At 59.4% G+C, this 15,656-nt stretch carries 14 protein-coding genes; 10 read left to right on the plus strand and 4 right to left on the minus strand.

Going from position 1 to position 15,656, the window contains the following annotated elements:
• Positions 1-28: 28 nt before the first annotated feature.
• Together HJ583_RS12485 and lptM are read right to left on the minus strand one after the other, a co-directional pair.
• On the minus strand, positions 29-2,287 hold the full coding sequence (locus tag HJ583_RS12485) for a GGDEF/EAL domain-containing response regulator (RefSeq protein WP_328824885.1): 2,259 nt from the start codon (positions 2,285-2,287) through the stop codon (positions 29-31).
• A 200-nt stretch (positions 2,288-2,487) separates the two neighbouring features.
• Positions 2,488-2,598, minus strand: a complete 111-nt coding sequence (lptM, locus tag HJ583_RS12490; protein ID WP_217423406.1) for an LPS translocon maturation chaperone LptM — start codon at positions 2,596-2,598, stop codon at positions 2,488-2,490.
• A 65-nt stretch (positions 2,599-2,663) separates the two neighbouring features.
• Here lptM and cyaY point away from each other — a divergent pair, with 65 nt between their 5' ends.
• Positions 2,664-2,996 (plus strand): iron donor protein CyaY, encoded by a 333-nt coding sequence (cyaY, locus tag HJ583_RS12495; RefSeq protein ID WP_170022701.1) that lies wholly within the window; start codon positions 2,664-2,666, stop codon positions 2,994-2,996.
• 1 nt (position 2,997) lies between these two features.
• Here the strand turns inward: cyaY and HJ583_RS12500 are convergent, their stop codons facing one another.
• Positions 2,998-5,253 (minus strand): penicillin-binding protein 1A, encoded by a 2,256-nt coding sequence (locus tag HJ583_RS12500; protein ID WP_235943842.1) that lies wholly within the window; start codon positions 5,251-5,253, stop codon positions 2,998-3,000.
• A 252-nt stretch (positions 5,254-5,505) separates the two neighbouring features.
• Here HJ583_RS12500 and HJ583_RS12505 point away from each other — a divergent pair, with 252 nt between their 5' ends.
• From HJ583_RS12505 to HJ583_RS12545, 9 genes are all read left to right on the plus strand, one after another.
• Positions 5,506-6,582 (plus strand): pilus assembly protein PilM, encoded by a 1,077-nt coding sequence (locus HJ583_RS12505; RefSeq protein WP_170022233.1) that lies wholly within the window; start codon positions 5,506-5,508, stop codon positions 6,580-6,582.
• Positions 6,579-7,172, plus strand: a complete 594-nt coding sequence (locus HJ583_RS12510) for a PilN domain-containing protein (RefSeq protein WP_170022234.1) — start codon at positions 6,579-6,581, stop codon at positions 7,170-7,172. Before HJ583_RS12505 ends, HJ583_RS12510 begins: the two co-directional genes overlap by 4 nt.
• Positions 7,169-7,813 carry a type IV pilus inner membrane component PilO gene (locus HJ583_RS12515; protein ID WP_170022235.1) on the plus strand — a complete coding sequence of 215 codons (645 nt, stop codon included), beginning with the start codon at positions 7,169-7,171 and terminating at the stop codon, positions 7,811-7,813. The genes HJ583_RS12510 and HJ583_RS12515 overlap by 4 nt, the downstream gene beginning before the upstream one ends.
• Before the next feature lie 20 nt (positions 7,814-7,833).
• Positions 7,834-8,352, plus strand: a complete 519-nt coding sequence (locus HJ583_RS12520) for a pilus assembly protein PilP (protein ID WP_170022236.1) — start codon at positions 7,834-7,836, stop codon at positions 8,350-8,352.
• Complete coding sequence (gene pilQ / locus HJ583_RS12525; RefSeq protein WP_170022237.1) at positions 8,349-10,487, plus strand: type IV pilus secretin PilQ; 2,139 nt, start codon at positions 8,349-8,351, stop codon at positions 10,485-10,487. Before HJ583_RS12520 ends, pilQ begins: the two co-directional genes overlap by 4 nt.
• A gap of 91 nt (positions 10,488-10,578) precedes the next feature.
• Positions 10,579-11,115 carry a shikimate kinase gene (locus tag HJ583_RS12530; RefSeq protein ID WP_328824886.1) on the plus strand — a complete coding sequence of 179 codons (537 nt, stop codon included), beginning with the start codon at positions 10,579-10,581 and terminating at the stop codon, positions 11,113-11,115.
• Complete coding sequence (gene aroB, locus HJ583_RS12535; RefSeq protein ID WP_170022238.1) at positions 11,097-12,179, plus strand: 3-dehydroquinate synthase; 1,083 nt, start codon at positions 11,097-11,099, stop codon at positions 12,177-12,179. Before HJ583_RS12530 ends, aroB begins: the two co-directional genes overlap by 19 nt.
• Before the next feature lie 2 nt (positions 12,180-12,181).
• Complete coding sequence (locus tag HJ583_RS12540; RefSeq protein ID WP_170022239.1) at positions 12,182-13,309, plus strand: deoxyguanosinetriphosphate triphosphohydrolase; 1,128 nt, start codon at positions 12,182-12,184, stop codon at positions 13,307-13,309.
• A gap of 9 nt (positions 13,310-13,318) precedes the next feature.
• A complete protein-coding gene (locus HJ583_RS12545; protein ID WP_170022240.1) occupies positions 13,319-14,014 on the plus strand; it encodes a transposase in 696 nt (231 codons plus the stop codon).
• A gap of 72 nt (positions 14,015-14,086) precedes the next feature.
• Here the strand turns inward: HJ583_RS12545 and HJ583_RS12550 are convergent, their stop codons facing one another.
• On the minus strand, positions 14,087-15,541 hold the full coding sequence (locus HJ583_RS12550; protein WP_170022241.1) for a DegQ family serine endoprotease: 1,455 nt from the start codon (positions 15,539-15,541) through the stop codon (positions 14,087-14,089).
• Positions 15,542-15,656 lie beyond the last annotated feature (115 nt).

Below are 15,656 nucleotides of genomic sequence, written 5' to 3' on the forward strand. Positions count from 1 at the left end.
AATCCTCCGGCGGCCGGACGCTGCGGGCTCAGTCCGCGGCGTCATCGCGGGCTCCGTGATTGCGTAGCCATTCGACCAGATGCTGAGGCTCCATCGGGCGGGCATACAGGTAGCCCTGAGCATCGTCACAACCCAGTTCGCGCAGGATGTTCGCCTGCTCGGCTGTTTCGACGCCTTCGGCAAGCACTGAGAGATCCAGCTTGTGTCCGAGCTGGATGACCAGTTCGGGAATTCGCCGCGAGCGCTCGTTGTCACCGATCTCGCCGACGAAGGTGCGATCAATCTTGAGCCGGTCTACCTTGAGACGCTGCAGATAGGAGAGTGAGGAGAAGCCCGTGCCGAAGTCGTCCACTGCGATCTTTACTCCCAGAGCTTTGATGCTCTCCAGCGTGCGGGCGAGGAAATCGGCTTCCTCCATGGCCATCGACTCGGTGATCTCGAGTTCAATCAACTGCGGACTGGCACCGCTGTCATGCAGCGCCGACTGCAGGGTGGCGAGGAAGCGCGGGTGGCGGAGCTGGCTGACTGAAACGTTGATGGCCATCGACAACTGCGGGTAGCCGTGGCGCGCGAGCTCCGCTTGCTGGAAGCAGGACATGCGCAGGACCCATTCTCCAATGCCGACGATCATGCCTGAGTGTTCGGCAATCGGGATGAAGCGGGCGGGTTCGATCAGGCGCCCATCCTCTGCACGCCAGCGCAGCAGCGCCTCGATGCCGCAGACCTGGCCACTGTGCAGCGAAATCTGTGGTTGATAGCACAGGAACAGGCGCTGGCGCTCGATCGCTACGCGCAGGGCCTGCATCAGCTTGGAGCGTTCGCGGATTTCCAGCGCCATGTCGCGCGTGAAGAACACATATTCGCCGCGTGCCTGTACCTTGGCGCGACGCAGGGCGAGGTAGGCGCTCTTGAGTGCTTCGGCGCCATTGCCGTCGATATCGGCCAGATGTGCGATCCCCATCGTGGCGGAAATCATCAGTTCCTGCTGCTGGATCAGGAAGGCCTCGCGGAACAGCCCCTGCAGGTTGGCCGGCAGCAATTGCTCGATCTGGCCAAGAATGGCGAAGGTGTCGGCCGACAGACGGGCCAGTACGCACTGGGAACCAAGGGCGCCATGCAGGCGCTCGGCGACAGCCTTGAGCAACTCGTCGCCATACTGGTGACCGAGAGCATCGTTGCTTTCGGCGAAACCGTCGAGATCAAGCAGTGCCAGGGTATAGCGGCCGCGCTCGCCGCCAAGGAGGCGTTCGTCGAGTTTGTTGATGAGGCTGCGGCGGTTGGGCAGGCCGGTCAGCGAATCGAAATAGGCGTAGTCGTGCAACTGAGAGAACAGCAAGGTGTTCTCCAGCCCGATCGAGATATTGGCGCAGAACACCTCGAGGAGCTGACGGCAACTGTCATCCACAGCCAGCGGAGCGTCCAGATAGGCCGCCATGTTGCGCTGGGTGCGGCTGCCGAAGAAGAGGGTAGTGCAGTCTTCGGCGAAAATGTGATGACCTGCGTCGAGGCAGCGATCCAAGGCGCGGTGTACGCGCTCGTCCCCGATTTCGTCGAGTGGCAGATTGATCAGCGAGGCATAGCGCCCGGCCGCTGCGATCACTACGGTACTGTCCTCACCGCTTTCGAGTTCGGGTGGGCGCTGCACGCAGATCAGGCCTTCGGGCTGTACGCCGAGCAGGGCTGACATCTGGGTAATCACTCCGGCGGCAAAGTTGCGGATGCCGGACAAGGCCAGCAACTCGCCGCTGGCACGCACGATCATGTCCAGCCCACGCCGGTTGGCATTGATGGTGCGGATCTGGCGATACGAGCGAACAGCCGAGGTGAGGGCGGTAAACAGTTTGTTGCGGGTGAGCTCGGACTTGGTCTTGTAATCGTTGATGTCATAGTCGCGGATCGCATCCATTTCTGGTGCGTAGCCGGGCTGACCGGTGCGCAGGATGATGCGGGTCTCGCCCATGCCGAATTCATCGCGGATGGTGCGTACGAGCTTCAGGCCGGAGTCTTCCTCCTCCATCACCACGTCGAGCAGGATCACCGCGATGTCTCGGTCGCGTGCCAGCAGGTCACGCGCCTGGGCGGCGGAGTCGGCGTGCAGGAAGGTCAGCGGGCTGCCGAGGATATCGGTGCCGCGCAGTGCAAACGTGGTGGTGGTGTGCACATCCGGATCGTCGTCAACGATCAGGATGCGCCAGGGGGCATTGTTGGTAGGGACTCTCGGGGCAGCCCGCTCCGGCCCGGGGTCTCCGGCAAATACCAGCTCGTCGTCAGCAGCCTTGTCTACCACGATCGTCTCCCGTAGCTTGCTTGTAGCGCGCGGAAGACCAGACTTCCGGGGCTCTCAATGCTTATCGGCCCACGCCAGGCTGGACTTGAAGCCTCAGACGGGGTCTGAGCTGCTTTCTACCACTGAGCAGGTGATGCAGGACTGGCTGCGCGCCGTCCTGGTATGCATCTGCCCGCAAGGGCAGAAGTCGCTAGAATGCTTCAGGCAGGCGCGGACTGAGTCGGTGCGGGGCGTTGCGCCGGGGGATGCTCGAGCGGGCCCTTGATGCCGCAGGCAGCCAGGCTCAGGCTCAGGAAGGCGAGAAGAATCATCGGGCGCATGGTATCCGGACGCAGACAGGGAGATGGGCGCCCATCTTAACAAGGAGTGCAGCAGTATGGACGAAGCGGAATTCCTGGCCTTGGCCGAGGCGGTGCTGGCAAGGCTGGAGGCCAGCATTGAGCGGGCCGCCGAGGCGGCGGGCGTAGATATCGATCTGGAGCCGCAGGAAGGCGGCATTCTCAAGCTGGAGTTCGACAACCGCAGCCAGATCATCATCAATCGCCATGCCGCGGCGCGTGAGATCTGGGTGGCCGCACGTTCAGGCGGTTTTCATTTCCGATGTGAGGGCGAACAGTGGGTTGGAACGCGCGATGGTGCCGAGCTGTACGCCATGCTCTCCGGCCTGATCAGCGAACAGGCAGGAGAGCAGGTTCAGCTCCTGCATTGACTTATTCCGGGGCAGCTGCCGGGGCTGACGCCTCAGGCGCCGCTGCCTGCGGCAAATGTTCGGCGTAGATGTAGTCCGGTCCTTCGCGCTCGAAGCTCGGCTTGACCTCGACAAGGCCCTCCGGCGCGGCGAGATACTGCTCCGGCTTGTCCTTGAGAGCGCGACGCATGTAGTCAATCCAGATCGGGAGTGCCAGCGCACCACCGGTTTCACCTGAGCCAAGCTTCTTGGGCTGATCGAAACCCACCCAGGCAATGCCGACCAGACTGGGCTGGTAGCCACAGAACCAGGCGTCGACATACTCGTTGGTTGTACCGGTCTTGCCTGCTAGATCGCCTCGCCCTAGTGCCATCGCCTTGCCGGCCGTGCCGCGACGGACCACGTCCTTCATCATCAGGTCCGAGAGGTAAACATTGCGCGGATCCAGTACGCGTTCGGATTCGTCGCTACCGGCGCGCTGCGGTTCAACCTTCGCCAGCACCCGCCCTTCACTGTCGAGCATTTCCTTCACGATATAGGGGCGGATGCGATAACCCCCATTGGCGAAGATCGAGTAAGCAGCACCCATCTGCCAGGGGGTAACAGCGCCAGAGCCCAGTGCCAGGGTCAGGTAGGGAGGATTCTTGACCGGGTCGAAACCGAAACGACTGGTTACGTAATCCTGCCCGTAGGCCGGCGTGATCGCTTGCAGCACGCGGATGGCAACCATGTTCTTGGACTTCGCGAGGGCGGTACGCAGGCTCATCGGGCCTTCGTACTTACCATCGTAGTTGCCTGGATTCCAGGCCTGGCTGCCCGTCTGCTCCGCGGAGAAACTCAAGGGCGCATCGTCGAATACGCTGCCAGGCGTAAAGCCCTTGTCGATGGCCGCCGAGAAAATGAAGGGTTTGAAGCTGGAGCCAGGCTGACGCCAGGCCAGGGTGGCGTGGTTGAACTTGTTGCGATTGAAATCAAAGCCGCCCACAAGCGATTTGATGGCACCGTCGCGCGGATCCAGTGACACGAAGGCCCCTTCAACCTGTGGCGGTTGCACAACCTGCCAGCCCTTGGCGTATTTCGCCACCCGGATGACTGCCCCGGGGGATACGCGTTTAGCCTGAGCCGCATTCTCCGCCATCAAGGGCATCGGGTATTTGAGAGCATCGCCGCTGATCTCGATCTGCTCGCCGCCCCGCAGATAGGCCACCAGTTTCTGGCGCGAAGCTTCCAGCACGATGGCCGCACGCATCTCGTCCAGATCCGGGAATGGCTCGATCAGGTCTTCCAGTGTTTCCTCCGACCCTTCGGCCTTGAGTTGCGCCAGATCGACCCTGCCTTCGGCGCCCCTGTAGCCATGCCGGCGTTCGTAGTCGATCAAGCCGCGCCGTAGTCCCTCGTAGGCGGCCTGCTGGTCGAGTTTGCTGATGGTGGTGATGACCTTGATGCCGCTACTGTAGACGTCATCCTTGAACTGCTCGTAGGCTAGTTGGCGAGCCATTTCGGCGACGAATTCGGCATGCAGGGCAGGTGCTGCGGCCTGTACTGCATGGCGGCCCTGAGCTAGGCGTAGGGGCTCGCCACGCGCTTGATCGAGTGCTTTCTCATCAATGAATCCCAGTTCGCGCATGCGGCGAAGTACATAGTGCTGGCGCTCTGTCGCGCGTGACAGATTAACTACCGGGTTGTAGCGGGAGGGTGCTTTGGGCAATCCGGCGAGCATTGCGAATTCGGCGTTGCTGAGCGCTTGAAGATCCTTGCCAAAATAGGTTTGCGCTGCAGCAGCAAAACCATAGGCACGCTGGCCCAGATAGATCTGGTTGATATAGACCTCAAGAATCTGATCCTTGCTCAGACTCTGCTCTATCTTGAAAGACAGCAGGATTTCATACAGCTTGCGACTGACTGTTTTCTCGCGGCTCAGATAAAAGTTGCGTGCGACCTGCATGGTGATCGTACTGCCGCCTTGCTTGCTGCTTCCGACCAGATTCAACAGGGTTGCGCGCATCAGACCGGCGATATCGACACCACCGTGTTCAAAGAAACGATCATCTTCCGCTGCCAGGATGGCGTGCTTGAGACCCTCCGGCACATCCCGTATGGCGACGAATGTACGACGTTCCTCGCCGAATTCCCCAATCAGCGCGCCATCCGAGGTATAGATGCGCAGAGGAATACGCGGCTTGTAATCAGCCAGAGCCTCCAGCGACGGCAGTTGCGGCCAGGCAAAGGCAGCAGCAACGGCAATCCCTGCCGCTGCCAGCAGAGGCAGTCCAAGCATTACAGCAAGACAAAGGATGAGCAGGCGGTTTCGCATGGTGGCCCCGATTGTTTGAAGGGCGATTATATGCGCCCTGCCGGAGCGGGCTTGAAGCGCAGGACGGACGGGGTTGTCTTTCGAGCCAGGCTGCCTACCGTTCGGCGTCCATATGCTTTACTTGTATCGCGAGTTACTGTTAGGATTTAAAGTAATTTATTGTAAGTGCGCCCAAGTATCTGATTCTTAACGATATTTAGAGGACAGCCAGACGTTATGGATATCAAAACCTTGCTGGGAGGAAAATCGAAAGCCTTGATAGGGCTGGACATTTCCTCTTCCGCAGTCAAATTGGTGGAATTGGCCGAAGCAGGCTCGAACCAGTACAGGCTCGAGCGCTATGCGATCGAGCCGCTTCCGCGCGATGCCGTTACGGATGGCAATATTGCCAGCCTTGAAGCGGTGGCAGAGTCCATCCGGCGTGCCTGGAAACGCTTGGGCTCCTCTACTCGCCAGGTTGCGTTGGCCTTGCCGGCTGCAGCCGTGATCACTAAAAAGATCACCTTGCCGGCTGGCCTGCGTGAGCTGGAAATGGAGGTTCAGGTTGAGTCTGAGGCTAACCAGTACATTCCATTTGCGATCGAGGAAGTCAATCTTGACTATCAGGTGCTTGGTTCTGCCAACACCGGCGCGGATGAAGTCGAAGTGTTGATCGCAGCCTCCCGCAAGGAGAAGGTTGAGGATCGTGTGGCTGCTGCTGAGGCCGCAGGTCTCAAGGCTACGGTGATGGACGTTGAGTCTTTCGCTTCGCAAGCTGCTTTCGATCTGATCAAGCGTCGTCTGCCTGAGGCGGGTAGGGGTAAGGTTGTTGCCTTGGTGGATATCGGTGCGCAGATGATGAAGGTCACCATCCTGCGCGACGAGAATGTTCTGTATTCGCGTGAGCAGGCATTCGGCGGCAATCAGCTGACTCAGGATATTTCCCGCAGTTACGGAATGAGTACCGAGGAAGCTGAATCCGCCAAGCGTTCCAACAGTTTGCCGGAAAACTACGAGCACGATTTGCTACGGCCGTTCAGTGAAAGCGTGGCGCTTGAGATCTCGCGTGCCTTGCAGTTTTTCTTCACTTCGACCCAGTTCAATCAGGTTGACCACATCATTCTTTCCGGAGGCTGTGCAGTGATTCCGGGTATCGACCAGATTGTGGCCGGGCGGACTCAGGTCACGACAGAAGTGGCCAATCCTTTTGTAGGGATGGCGCTCTCGCAGCGCGTACGCCCCAAAAATCTGGCTGCCGAGGCGCCAGCCTTGCTTGTCGCATGTGGTTTGGCTTTGCGGAGGTTTGACGCATGATTCGCATCAACCTGTTACCGCACCGTGAAGAGGCGCGCAAAGACCGTCGTCAGCAGTTTATTAGCCTTGCCGTGCTGATGGTTCTGGCGGGCGCCACGGTATGGTTTGTCGGCAGCACCCTGATCGGCAGCCAGATCGACGCACAGAACTCCTCCAATGACTTCCTCAAGCGCGAGATTGCTTCTCTGGACAAGGAAATCGCTGAAATTGCGCGCCTCAAGGAGCAGACCCAATCGCTGCTGGCACGCAAGCAGGTAATCGAATCCCTGCAAGGAAACCGGACCGAGACGGTTACGGTATTCAACGAGTTGGTCAAGCAGATGCCAGAAGGGGTATTCCTCAAGTCCGTCAAGCAGACCGGCAACGGGATCGTATTTGTCGGCCTGTCGCAATCCAATGCCCGTGTCTCCCAGTTGATGCGCAACCTTGATGCTTCACCGATCTTTGAGCGGCCGATGCTGCAGGAGATCAAGGCCGTGAGTTACAAGGGACGTCAGGTGGGCGAGTTCATCCTGGGGGTCAGCATCGAACGTGCGCCAATTGAGGGTGCGGATGCAGCAAAAGCGCCTGCTGCGGGGGGCAAGTCATGAAAGATATTCGCCTCGATCGCATCATCAGCGATTTCCGTCAGCTTGATCCGAACGACCCTGGCGTCTGGCCGCTGGCGCCGAAAGTTCTGGCTCTGGTACTGATTCTTGCTGCCGTGATCGCTGCTGGTTGGTGGTTTGACTGGAAGGGCAAGCTGGAGCAGCTTGAGCAGGCTCAGCAGGAAGAGGTCAAGCTCAAGGATGAGTGGCTCGGAAAGAAGCGTCAGGCTGTCAACCTTGATGAATACCGCAAGCAACTGGCCGAGATGGACCGTCAGTTTGGCGCCTTGCTCAAGCAGTTGCCGAACAAGTCCGAGATGGAAACCTTGTTGATCGATATCAACCAGGCAGGTCGCGGTCGAGGTCTGCAATTCGAATTGTGGAAGCCGGGCCAGGAGGCCATCAAGGTTTTTTACGCCGAACTGCCGATCGCCCTTGCGATTACTGGGTCATATCATGACCTTGGACAGTTCGTGAGTGATGTGGCTAAGCTGCCGCGGATCGTGACCTTGCGTGACCTTAACGTGGCGCCTGGTAAAGATGGGCAGCTAAAGATGGATGCTTTTGCCGTGACCTATCGTTATCTTGATGACGAGGAAGTGGCCAAACAGAAGCGTTCCAAGGCTGGCGAGAAGAAGAATTGAGGCCAGGGATGAAGAAAATCATGAAACCTGTCTGGCTGATTCTGTCTTTTGCTCTTTTGCTGAGTGCTTGCAGCAGCGATGAGCATCAGGATCTGCGTGCCTGGATGGCAAACGAGACTCAGGGTATGCAGGGCAGGATCCAGCCTTTGCCCAAACTGACCCAGTTCCCGGTTGTGGAATACGAGGTGGTGGGCCAGGTTGACCCCTTTCAGGCGAGTCGTCTGGAGCCCGAGAAGCGGGGTGGGAAGGCCAGTCCGCGCAACGACACGCGCCGCCGCGAACCGCTGGAATCCTATCCGCTCGAGACGCTCAACATGGTCGGCATGATGCTGATGAACGGTAAGCCGGTTGCGCTGGTGAAGGCTGACAAGACCATTCATCAGGTCCGTGCTGGGAATTATCTGGGCCAGAACTTTGGAGTGGTGACCAAGATCACCGAAAACGACCTCACGTTGAAAGAGCTGATCGAGGACGCCAATGGCGACTGGATCGAGCGTTTCAGCACCATGCAGCTGCAAGAGCAGGAGACGAAGAAATGAAAACCGTAACGCGTCTGATTGCGCCGGTATTGTGTGTGCTCGTTGGCATCGTTGCGAGCGGCACTGCCAGCGCGCAGGGCTCGCCGGCCGCCGCTGCTGCCGAAGCCAAAAACAGTATTGAGTCTATTCAAGCAGTCCAGTCTGCCACGGGCATCACTCTCAAGGTGACCCTCAAGCAGCCACTGGAAGGTCAGCTTGGCAGTTTCAGTGTGTCGAATCCTGCACGCGTAGCGATCGATCTGCCCTCGACTTCGAATGGCACGGGCAAGACCGCCCAGACTATCGGTGAGGGCGATGTTCGCAGCGTAAATATCGTTCAGGTCGCCGACCGCACACGCTTGGTTATCAACCTGTTGCGCCCCCTGGCTTACGACACGAAAATCGAGGGTCGCGAGTTGCTGATCAATCTGGCAGTGGCTACGGCTAAATCGCCGGAGGCAACGACGACTGCTCGTTTTGCCGAGCAGAAAGGCGGTCCTGACGCGCATTCGATTCGCGACATCAATTTCCGCCGCGGCAAGGATGGCGAAGGTCGTGTAGTAATCGATCTGTCAGATGCCAATACTGGGATTGATATTCGCCAGTCCGGCACCAAGCTGATCGTTGATTTTCTCAAGACTTCGGCGCCAGATCGTTTGCGCAAGAGCCTTGACGTGACCGATTTTGGCACGCCGATCACCAATGTCACGACGATCCAGCAGGGCGGTGCAGTGCGCATGACCATCACCCCGACTGGCATGTGGGAGCACAACGCTTACCAGACTGATAACCAGTTCGTGTTGGAGGTGAAGCCCAGTCAGGAAGATCCGCGCAAACTGGTACAGGGCAGCTCTCGTGCCGTGAAATATGCGGGTGAGAAGCTGTCGCTAAATTTCCAGAACATCGATGTACGTTCGGTGCTGCAGGTTATCTCTGACTTCACCAATTTCAACATCATCACCAGCGACTCAGTGACTGGCTCCCTGACCCTGCGTTTGAAGGATGTTCCTTGGGATCAGGCATTGGAGATCATTCTCCAGGCCAAAGGGCTGGATCTGCGCAAGAACGGTAATGTGATCTGGATTGCGCCGCGTGAAGAGCTTGCCGCCCGCGAGAAGCTTGAACTCGAGTCCAAGATGCAGATCAATGACCTGGAGCCGCTGCGCACAGAAACCTTCCAGATCAACTATCACAGCGCCAAGGCCATTTTCGACGGCATCCTGAAAGACAAGGAAAAGACCATCCTGTCGAAGCGCGGTGCGGTAATCATGGACGAACGCAGCAACAAGCTGATCGTGACTGACACGGCACAACGCCTGGATGATGTGCGTCGTATGCTGGGCGACATCGATCTGCCGGCACGCCAGGTTCTGATCGAAGCCCAGATCATCGAAGCTGAAGATAGCTTCAGCCGCAACCTTGGTGCTCGCTTCGGTGTGCACAATACGGGCGGTACTGCGGGCGGTGGTCGTTATGCACTGGGTGGCAATGTGGCCGACACTGGCTATCACACTGGTCAGGTGTCGGATACGCCTAATTTTCTGACCGATGCACTGAGCTTCAATAACCCGGCCTCTTCGATTGCAGGCAAGTCAGCCGGCCAGTTCGCCTTGACTCTGTGGAACAGCGCCGCTACCCGCTTCCTGAACCTTGAAATTTCGGCGCTGGAAGCGGATGGCCGCGGCCGCGTGGTGTCTCGTCCGCGGGTCATGACGGCTGATCAGATCGAAGCGCTGATTGAACAGGGCGTGGAAATTCCGTATCAGAATGCCACCAGTTCCGGGGCTACTTCGGTTCAGTTCCGCAAAGCTAACCTGTCGCTGAAGGTCAAGCCACAGATTACGCCGGATGGGCGTGTGGCGATGTCACTGGATATCAACAAGGACACCCCGAACACCTCTATCGCCACGGGTGCTGGCGTAGCCATCGATACCAAACACGTCAAGACCGAGGTTTTGGTCGAGAACGGAGGTACAGTGGTGATCGGTGGTATTTTCCAGCAGGAAACAAAGGGTGTTGTGACCAAGGTGCCGCTGTTGGGTGACCTGCCGGTACTGGGCTATCTGTTCCGCAACGATGAAAAGAGTGACAAGAAAATCGAGTTGATGGTCTTCATTACGCCGAAGATCCTGACCGATCAGGTCGTCTCGCGCTGACCCTGGAGTTCCTTTGAAAAACCCGCCCCACCTGATGGTCCGGCGGGTTTTTTCTTGCCGGCAGCAATCGCGGCGCTGTTAAAATCGGCGGGTGAATACCACTCAAGCCAACATTTATCTGGTCGGGCTGATGGGCTCGGGTAAGACCACCATCGGGCGCCAGTTGGCGCGTCGCATGGGGCGTGCCTTCTATGATTCCGACCATGAAATCGTCCATCGCACTGGCGTAAGGATCCCGATCATTTTTGAACTCGAGGGTGAGGCGGGTTTTCGTCGTCGCGAGACGCAGGTGATTGCCGAGCTTGCGCAAGAGGGTGGCGTGGTGGTGGCTACGGGCGGTGGTGCGGTGTTGGATCCAGCCAACCGTGCCTGCATGAAGGAGTCTGGTTGGGTGATCTATCTGGATGTGCCGACCCATATCCTGCTTGAGCGAACCCGCCACGACACCAATCGTCCGCTGCTGCAGGTTGCGGACCCGGCAGCCAAACTGAATGCCTTGCGCACTGAACGTGATCCGCTGTATCGGGAAATCGCCGGCCTGGTGATTGATGGCTCGCGCCTGAACTCACAGACTGCGGTGAGCAAGATCCTCGCTGAATGGGAAAAACGATGCGAACTGTCAACGTAGCGCTGGCTGAGCGCAGTTATCCGATCCGGATCGGACGTGGCCTGCTGGCCTCGGCTGATCTGCTTGTGCCTTCTCTGAAGACTTCGCGTGCGGCCATCGTGACCAATGAAGTGGTTGCGCCTCTGCATCTGGCCACTCTGCGCGACAGTCTGAAGGCCGCCGGCGTAAGCCTGACCGAGATCGTCTTGCCGGATGGCGAGGCGCACAAGGACTGGCCGACCCTGAACCTGATCTTCGACGGTTTGCTGGGGGCTCGCTGTGAGCGTTCGACGACACTGATTGCCCTCGGCGGCGGCGTAATTGGTGACATGACTGGCTTTGCGGCTGCAACCTACCAGCGCGGGGTGCCCTTCATCCAGATTCCGACGACCCTGCTGTCCTTGGTTGACTCCTCGGTAGGGGGCAAGACGGCCATCAACCATCCGCTCGGCAAGAACATGATCGGCGCCTTCTACCAACCGAGACTGGTACTGGCGGATATCGACACCTTGCAGACCCTGCCCGAACAGGAGCTCAAAGCTGGCCTGGCCGAGGTTATCAAGTACGGCTTCATCCGTGACCTGCCGTTCCTTGAGTGGCTGGAAGCCAATCTGGATGCCTTGCTGGCACGGGATCCGGCTGCGCTGGCCTACGCCGTCGAGCGCAGTTGCATCAACAAGGCCGAGGTCGTGGCGGCCGACGAGACCGAGCAAGGCGAGCGTGCCTTGCTCAATCTGGGTCATACCTTCGGCCACGCCATTGAGGCCGGTCTGGGCTTTGGAGTCTGGCTGCATGGCGAGGCAGTGGCTGCGGGCACCGTGATGGCGGCAGAGCTTTCTGCACGCCTGGGGATGTTGAGTTCAGCTGACGTGACGCGCGTACGGCGCATTCTGGAACGCGCCGGTCTGCCCTCCGTGGGGCCCAGGCTCGGCGCTGATCGCTACATCGAGCTGATGCGTCATGACAAGAAAGTCGAAGCGGGGCGTTTGCGTCTGATCCTGTTGCAGCAGGTCGGGCAAGGCATCATTTACGACTCCGCCTCACTCGAGGATATCGCCGCAGCCATCGACAGCTGCTGCGCTTGACGATGCAGATCCCACTTGCGCCCTATGCCGTCAGCGAAGCCAACAGCCGCGGACGCCAGGTGCGCGAGGCGGCACCGAGTGCACGCAGTGAATTCCAGCGTGATCGTGATCGCATCATCCATTGCTCCGCATTTCGACGCCTGGAGTACAAGACTCAGGTCTTCGTGAATCATGAAGGCGACCTCTTCCGGACCCGCCTGACCCACAGCATCGAAGTGGCGCAGATCGGCCGTTCGCTGGCTCGATCGCTGGCACTCAACGAAGATCTGGTCGAAGCCATTGCGCTCTCACACGATCTGGGCCACACGCCTTTCGGCCATGCGGGGCAGGACGCACTCAACGATTGCATGAAGCCCCATGGCGGCTTCGAGCACAACCTGCAATCCCTGCGCATCGTTGATCAGCTTGAGGAGCGCTATGCGGAGTTCGACGGCCTCAACCTGATGTATGAGACCCGCGAAGGTATCCTCAAGCACTGCTCTCTGCCCAATGCTCACAAGCTTGGTGAGCTGGGGCAGCGCTTTATAGAGAAGCAGCAGCCTTCGCTGGAGGCGCAGCTGTGCAATCTGGCCGACTCGATTGCCTACAACAACCACGACGTGGATGACGGCTTGCGCGCTGGTCTGCTGACGCTTGAGCAGCTGGAGCATGTCGAGGCCTTCGCGCGGCATAGTGCAGCAGTGAGGGCGCGTTATCCCGCGCTAGCCGGTCGACGCCTGATCCACGAAACAGTGCGACGCATGATCAATGCGCAAGCCGTCGACCTGATCGAACAGACTCGCGCCAATATTGATGCTGCTGGCATCTCCACGCTCGACGATGTACGGAGCGCCTCCGCGCTGGTGGCTTTCTCGCCGGCGATGGGCCGTGAGTTGCAGCAATTGCAGCAGTTTCTACGCGACAACCTTTACTGGCACTATCAGGTGCTGCGCGAGATGAGCAAGGCACGGCGCATCATTGCCGATTTGTTCGAGCTGTTCATGGCGGACACCCGTTTGTTGCCGCCGCAGTATCAGGCCATGGCTCGGGACGACAAGGCGCGCTCAATTGCCGACTATATCGCGGGCATGACTGATCGCTACGCAATGAAAGAACATCGCCGTCTCTTCTCACTGGCCGACGGCAAGTAAGGTCTGTGCATGAGCCGCCTGCCGCGCCTCTACATTTCGGGCATGCCACAGCTGGTGCTGCAGCGTGGCAATAATCGAGCCCCTGTCTTTCTCGACGAGACGGACTTCCAGCAGTATCGCCTGCACCTGCGCGAGGCTGCCCGCGAGGCTGGTGTCGCGTTACATGCCTATGTACTGATGCCCGATCATGCTCACCTGTTGATCACCCCGCCCGACGAGGGCGCCGCGGGCAACATGATGCAGCGTCTTGGCCGGCGCTATGTGCGCTGGTTCAACGATCGCCATCTGCGCAGCGGCACCTTGTGGGAGGGGCGTTACCGTTCCACCGTGATCGAACCCATGCACTGGTTGCTGGCGGCCAGCCGTTATATCGAACTGAATCCGTTGCGGGCGGGGCATGCGGCCAGTGCCGAGCATTACCCTTGGTCCAGCTGCCGCCATCACCTCGGTCTTGAGCCGGATCCACTCATTACCGACCATGCGCGCTACTGGGCCTTAGGCAATACGCCCTTCGAACGCCAGGCGGCCTATCGTGCCTTGCTGGAGTCCGGTACGCCGCTAGATGAGCTGGATGCTATCCGCTATGCCGCCAACCGCGGCTGGATGCTGGGCGAATTGCCGCTGGCGAGTGGGGAGCTGAGCCCCAACCGGCGCCTGACCCCCTTGCCCAAAGGGCGTCCGCGCAAGAAGCCGTTGGAGGGGTGAAAAAAACGGCCGCTTTGCGGCGGCCGTTGCAACACAGAGCCCGTCCTGCACTCTGCCGGGGAGGAGACAAAATCAGTTCAGGCGAACCACCACATATTGCTGGTTTTCGCCACGCTGGATCAGCAGCGGTACGCTCTTGCCGGCTGCTTCAACAGCCTTGCGCAGTTGTTCAGCGCTGGAGACCTTCTGGTTGCTCACGCCGAGGATCAGATCGCCCTGACGGATACCGGCCTTGGCCGCCGCACCCGAAACTTCCTCGACCAGCAGCCCCGCCGTCACACCACTGCGGCGCGCTTCCTGAGCATTGAGCTGGCGTACTACCAGACCCAGTTTGCCGCCCGGTGTAGCCGCCTCATCGTTGCTTACCGCAACGCGCTCGCTGGCCTGTTCGCCGAGCTTCACGCTGAGGTCGCGACTGGTCTTGTCGCGCCATACCTTGAGCTTCACCGAGTCACCCGGATTACGCTCACCAATGATGCGCGGCAGATCCGTGGAGTCTTCGACTTTTGCGCCATCCACCTGCTGAATGATGTCACCCGCCTGCAGGCCGGCCTTGTCCGCCGGGCCACCAGGCTCGACCGAGTTCACCAGCGCACCGCTAGGCTTGTCGAGACCGAAAGACTGGGCCAGATCCTTGTCCATGCCCTGAATCACCACCCCGAGGCGGCCGCGGGAAACCTTGCCGTGCTTCTGCAACTGTTCCTTCACCTTCAAGGCGGTATCGATCGGGATTGAAAACGAGATTCCCATATAGCCGCCGGAGCGCGAGTAGATCTGCGAATTGATGCCGATCACTTCGCCATCCAGATTGATCAGCGGACCGCCGGAGTTGCCGGGGTTGATGGCCACGTCGGTCTGAATGAAGTTCACATAGCTATCGCCGTCCAGGCGGCGCGCCTTGGCCGAGATGATGCCGGCGGTGACGGTGTTCTCCAGGCCGAAGGGCGAGCCCATGGCGATCACCCACTGGCCGGGCTTGCTGGCATCGGGATTGCCGGTCTTCACCGTAGGCAGGTTTTTGCCATCAATCTTGATCAGGGCCACGTCGGTACGCTTGTCCGCACCGATCACCTTGGCCTTGAATTCGCGCTTGTCGGTGAGCTTGACCGTGACTTCACTGGCGCCGTCCACCACATGGGCGTTGGTCAGGATGTAACCATCTGCGCTCAGAATGAAGCCCGAACCGACGCCTTGCTGTATGCGTGGCTGCGCTTGCTGACCCTGGCCCTGACCAGGAATGCCGAAGCGGCGGAAGAATTCGAAGAAGGGATCGTTCTCGTCGATCGGAAAGCCACTGCGGCTGGGCTTTTCGATGCTGGTAACACTGATGTTGACCACCGCCGGGCCAATGGCTTCGACCAGCCCGCTGAAGTCGGGCAGGCCGGCGCGGGCTGCGCTCACGGCTGCCGGGCTGACGGCCGGCGTGCTGGCGTGGGATGAGGGCATGCCGGACTCTTGCAGGCAGCCGGTAAACGCAACGGTGGCGACGCTGGCCACGAGACTTGCGCGGAAGAAGGAACGACGCATCGGGTCCTCCGGGAATGAGGGGTTGTGGGATGACGAGCGCTTTGTTGTAGCGCGAAGTGTCGGACTGTGCCGGTCGGGAGAGGTTCCACCGATTACATCCGCTTACAAAAAGTGG

The sequence above is a fragment of the Uliginosibacterium aquaticum genome (assembly GCF_012972705.2).
Taxonomy (GTDB): domain Bacteria; phylum Pseudomonadota; class Gammaproteobacteria; order Burkholderiales; family Rhodocyclaceae; genus Uliginosibacterium; species Uliginosibacterium aquaticum.

Bases quoted from the DNA above. Each gene is read 5' to 3' on its own strand.
- pilQ (WP_170022237.1), top strand. From the start codon at position 8,349: ATGAAAACCGTAACGCGTCTGATTGCGCCGGTATTGTGTGTGCTCGTT.
- HJ583_RS12545 (WP_170022240.1), top strand. From the start codon at position 13,319: ATGAGCCGCCTGCCGCGCCTCTACATTTCGGGCATGCCACAGCTGGTG.
- HJ583_RS12500 (WP_235943842.1), bottom strand. From the start codon at position 5,253: ATGCTTGGACTGCCTCTGCTGGCAGCGGCAGGGATTGCCGTTGCTGCT.
- HJ583_RS12550 (WP_170022241.1), bottom strand. From the start codon at position 15,541: ATGCGTCGTTCCTTCTTCCGCGCAAGTCTCGTGGCCAGCGTCGCCACC.
- HJ583_RS12540 (WP_170022239.1), top strand. From the start codon at position 12,182: ATGCAGATCCCACTTGCGCCCTATGCCGTCAGCGAAGCCAACAGCCGC.
- cyaY (WP_170022701.1), top strand. From the start codon at position 2,664: ATGGACGAAGCGGAATTCCTGGCCTTGGCCGAGGCGGTGCTGGCAAGG.
- aroB (WP_170022238.1), top strand. From the start codon at position 11,097: ATGCGAACTGTCAACGTAGCGCTGGCTGAGCGCAGTTATCCGATCCGG.
- lptM (WP_217423406.1), bottom strand. From the start codon at position 2,598: ATGATTCTTCTCGCCTTCCTGAGCCTGAGCCTGGCTGCCTGCGGCATC.
- HJ583_RS12520 (WP_170022236.1), top strand. From the start codon at position 7,834: ATGAAACCTGTCTGGCTGATTCTGTCTTTTGCTCTTTTGCTGAGTGCT.
- HJ583_RS12515 (WP_170022235.1), top strand. From the start codon at position 7,169: ATGAAAGATATTCGCCTCGATCGCATCATCAGCGATTTCCGTCAGCTT.
- HJ583_RS12505 (WP_170022233.1), top strand. From the start codon at position 5,506: ATGGATATCAAAACCTTGCTGGGAGGAAAATCGAAAGCCTTGATAGGG.
- HJ583_RS12510 (WP_170022234.1), top strand. From the start codon at position 6,579: ATGATTCGCATCAACCTGTTACCGCACCGTGAAGAGGCGCGCAAAGAC.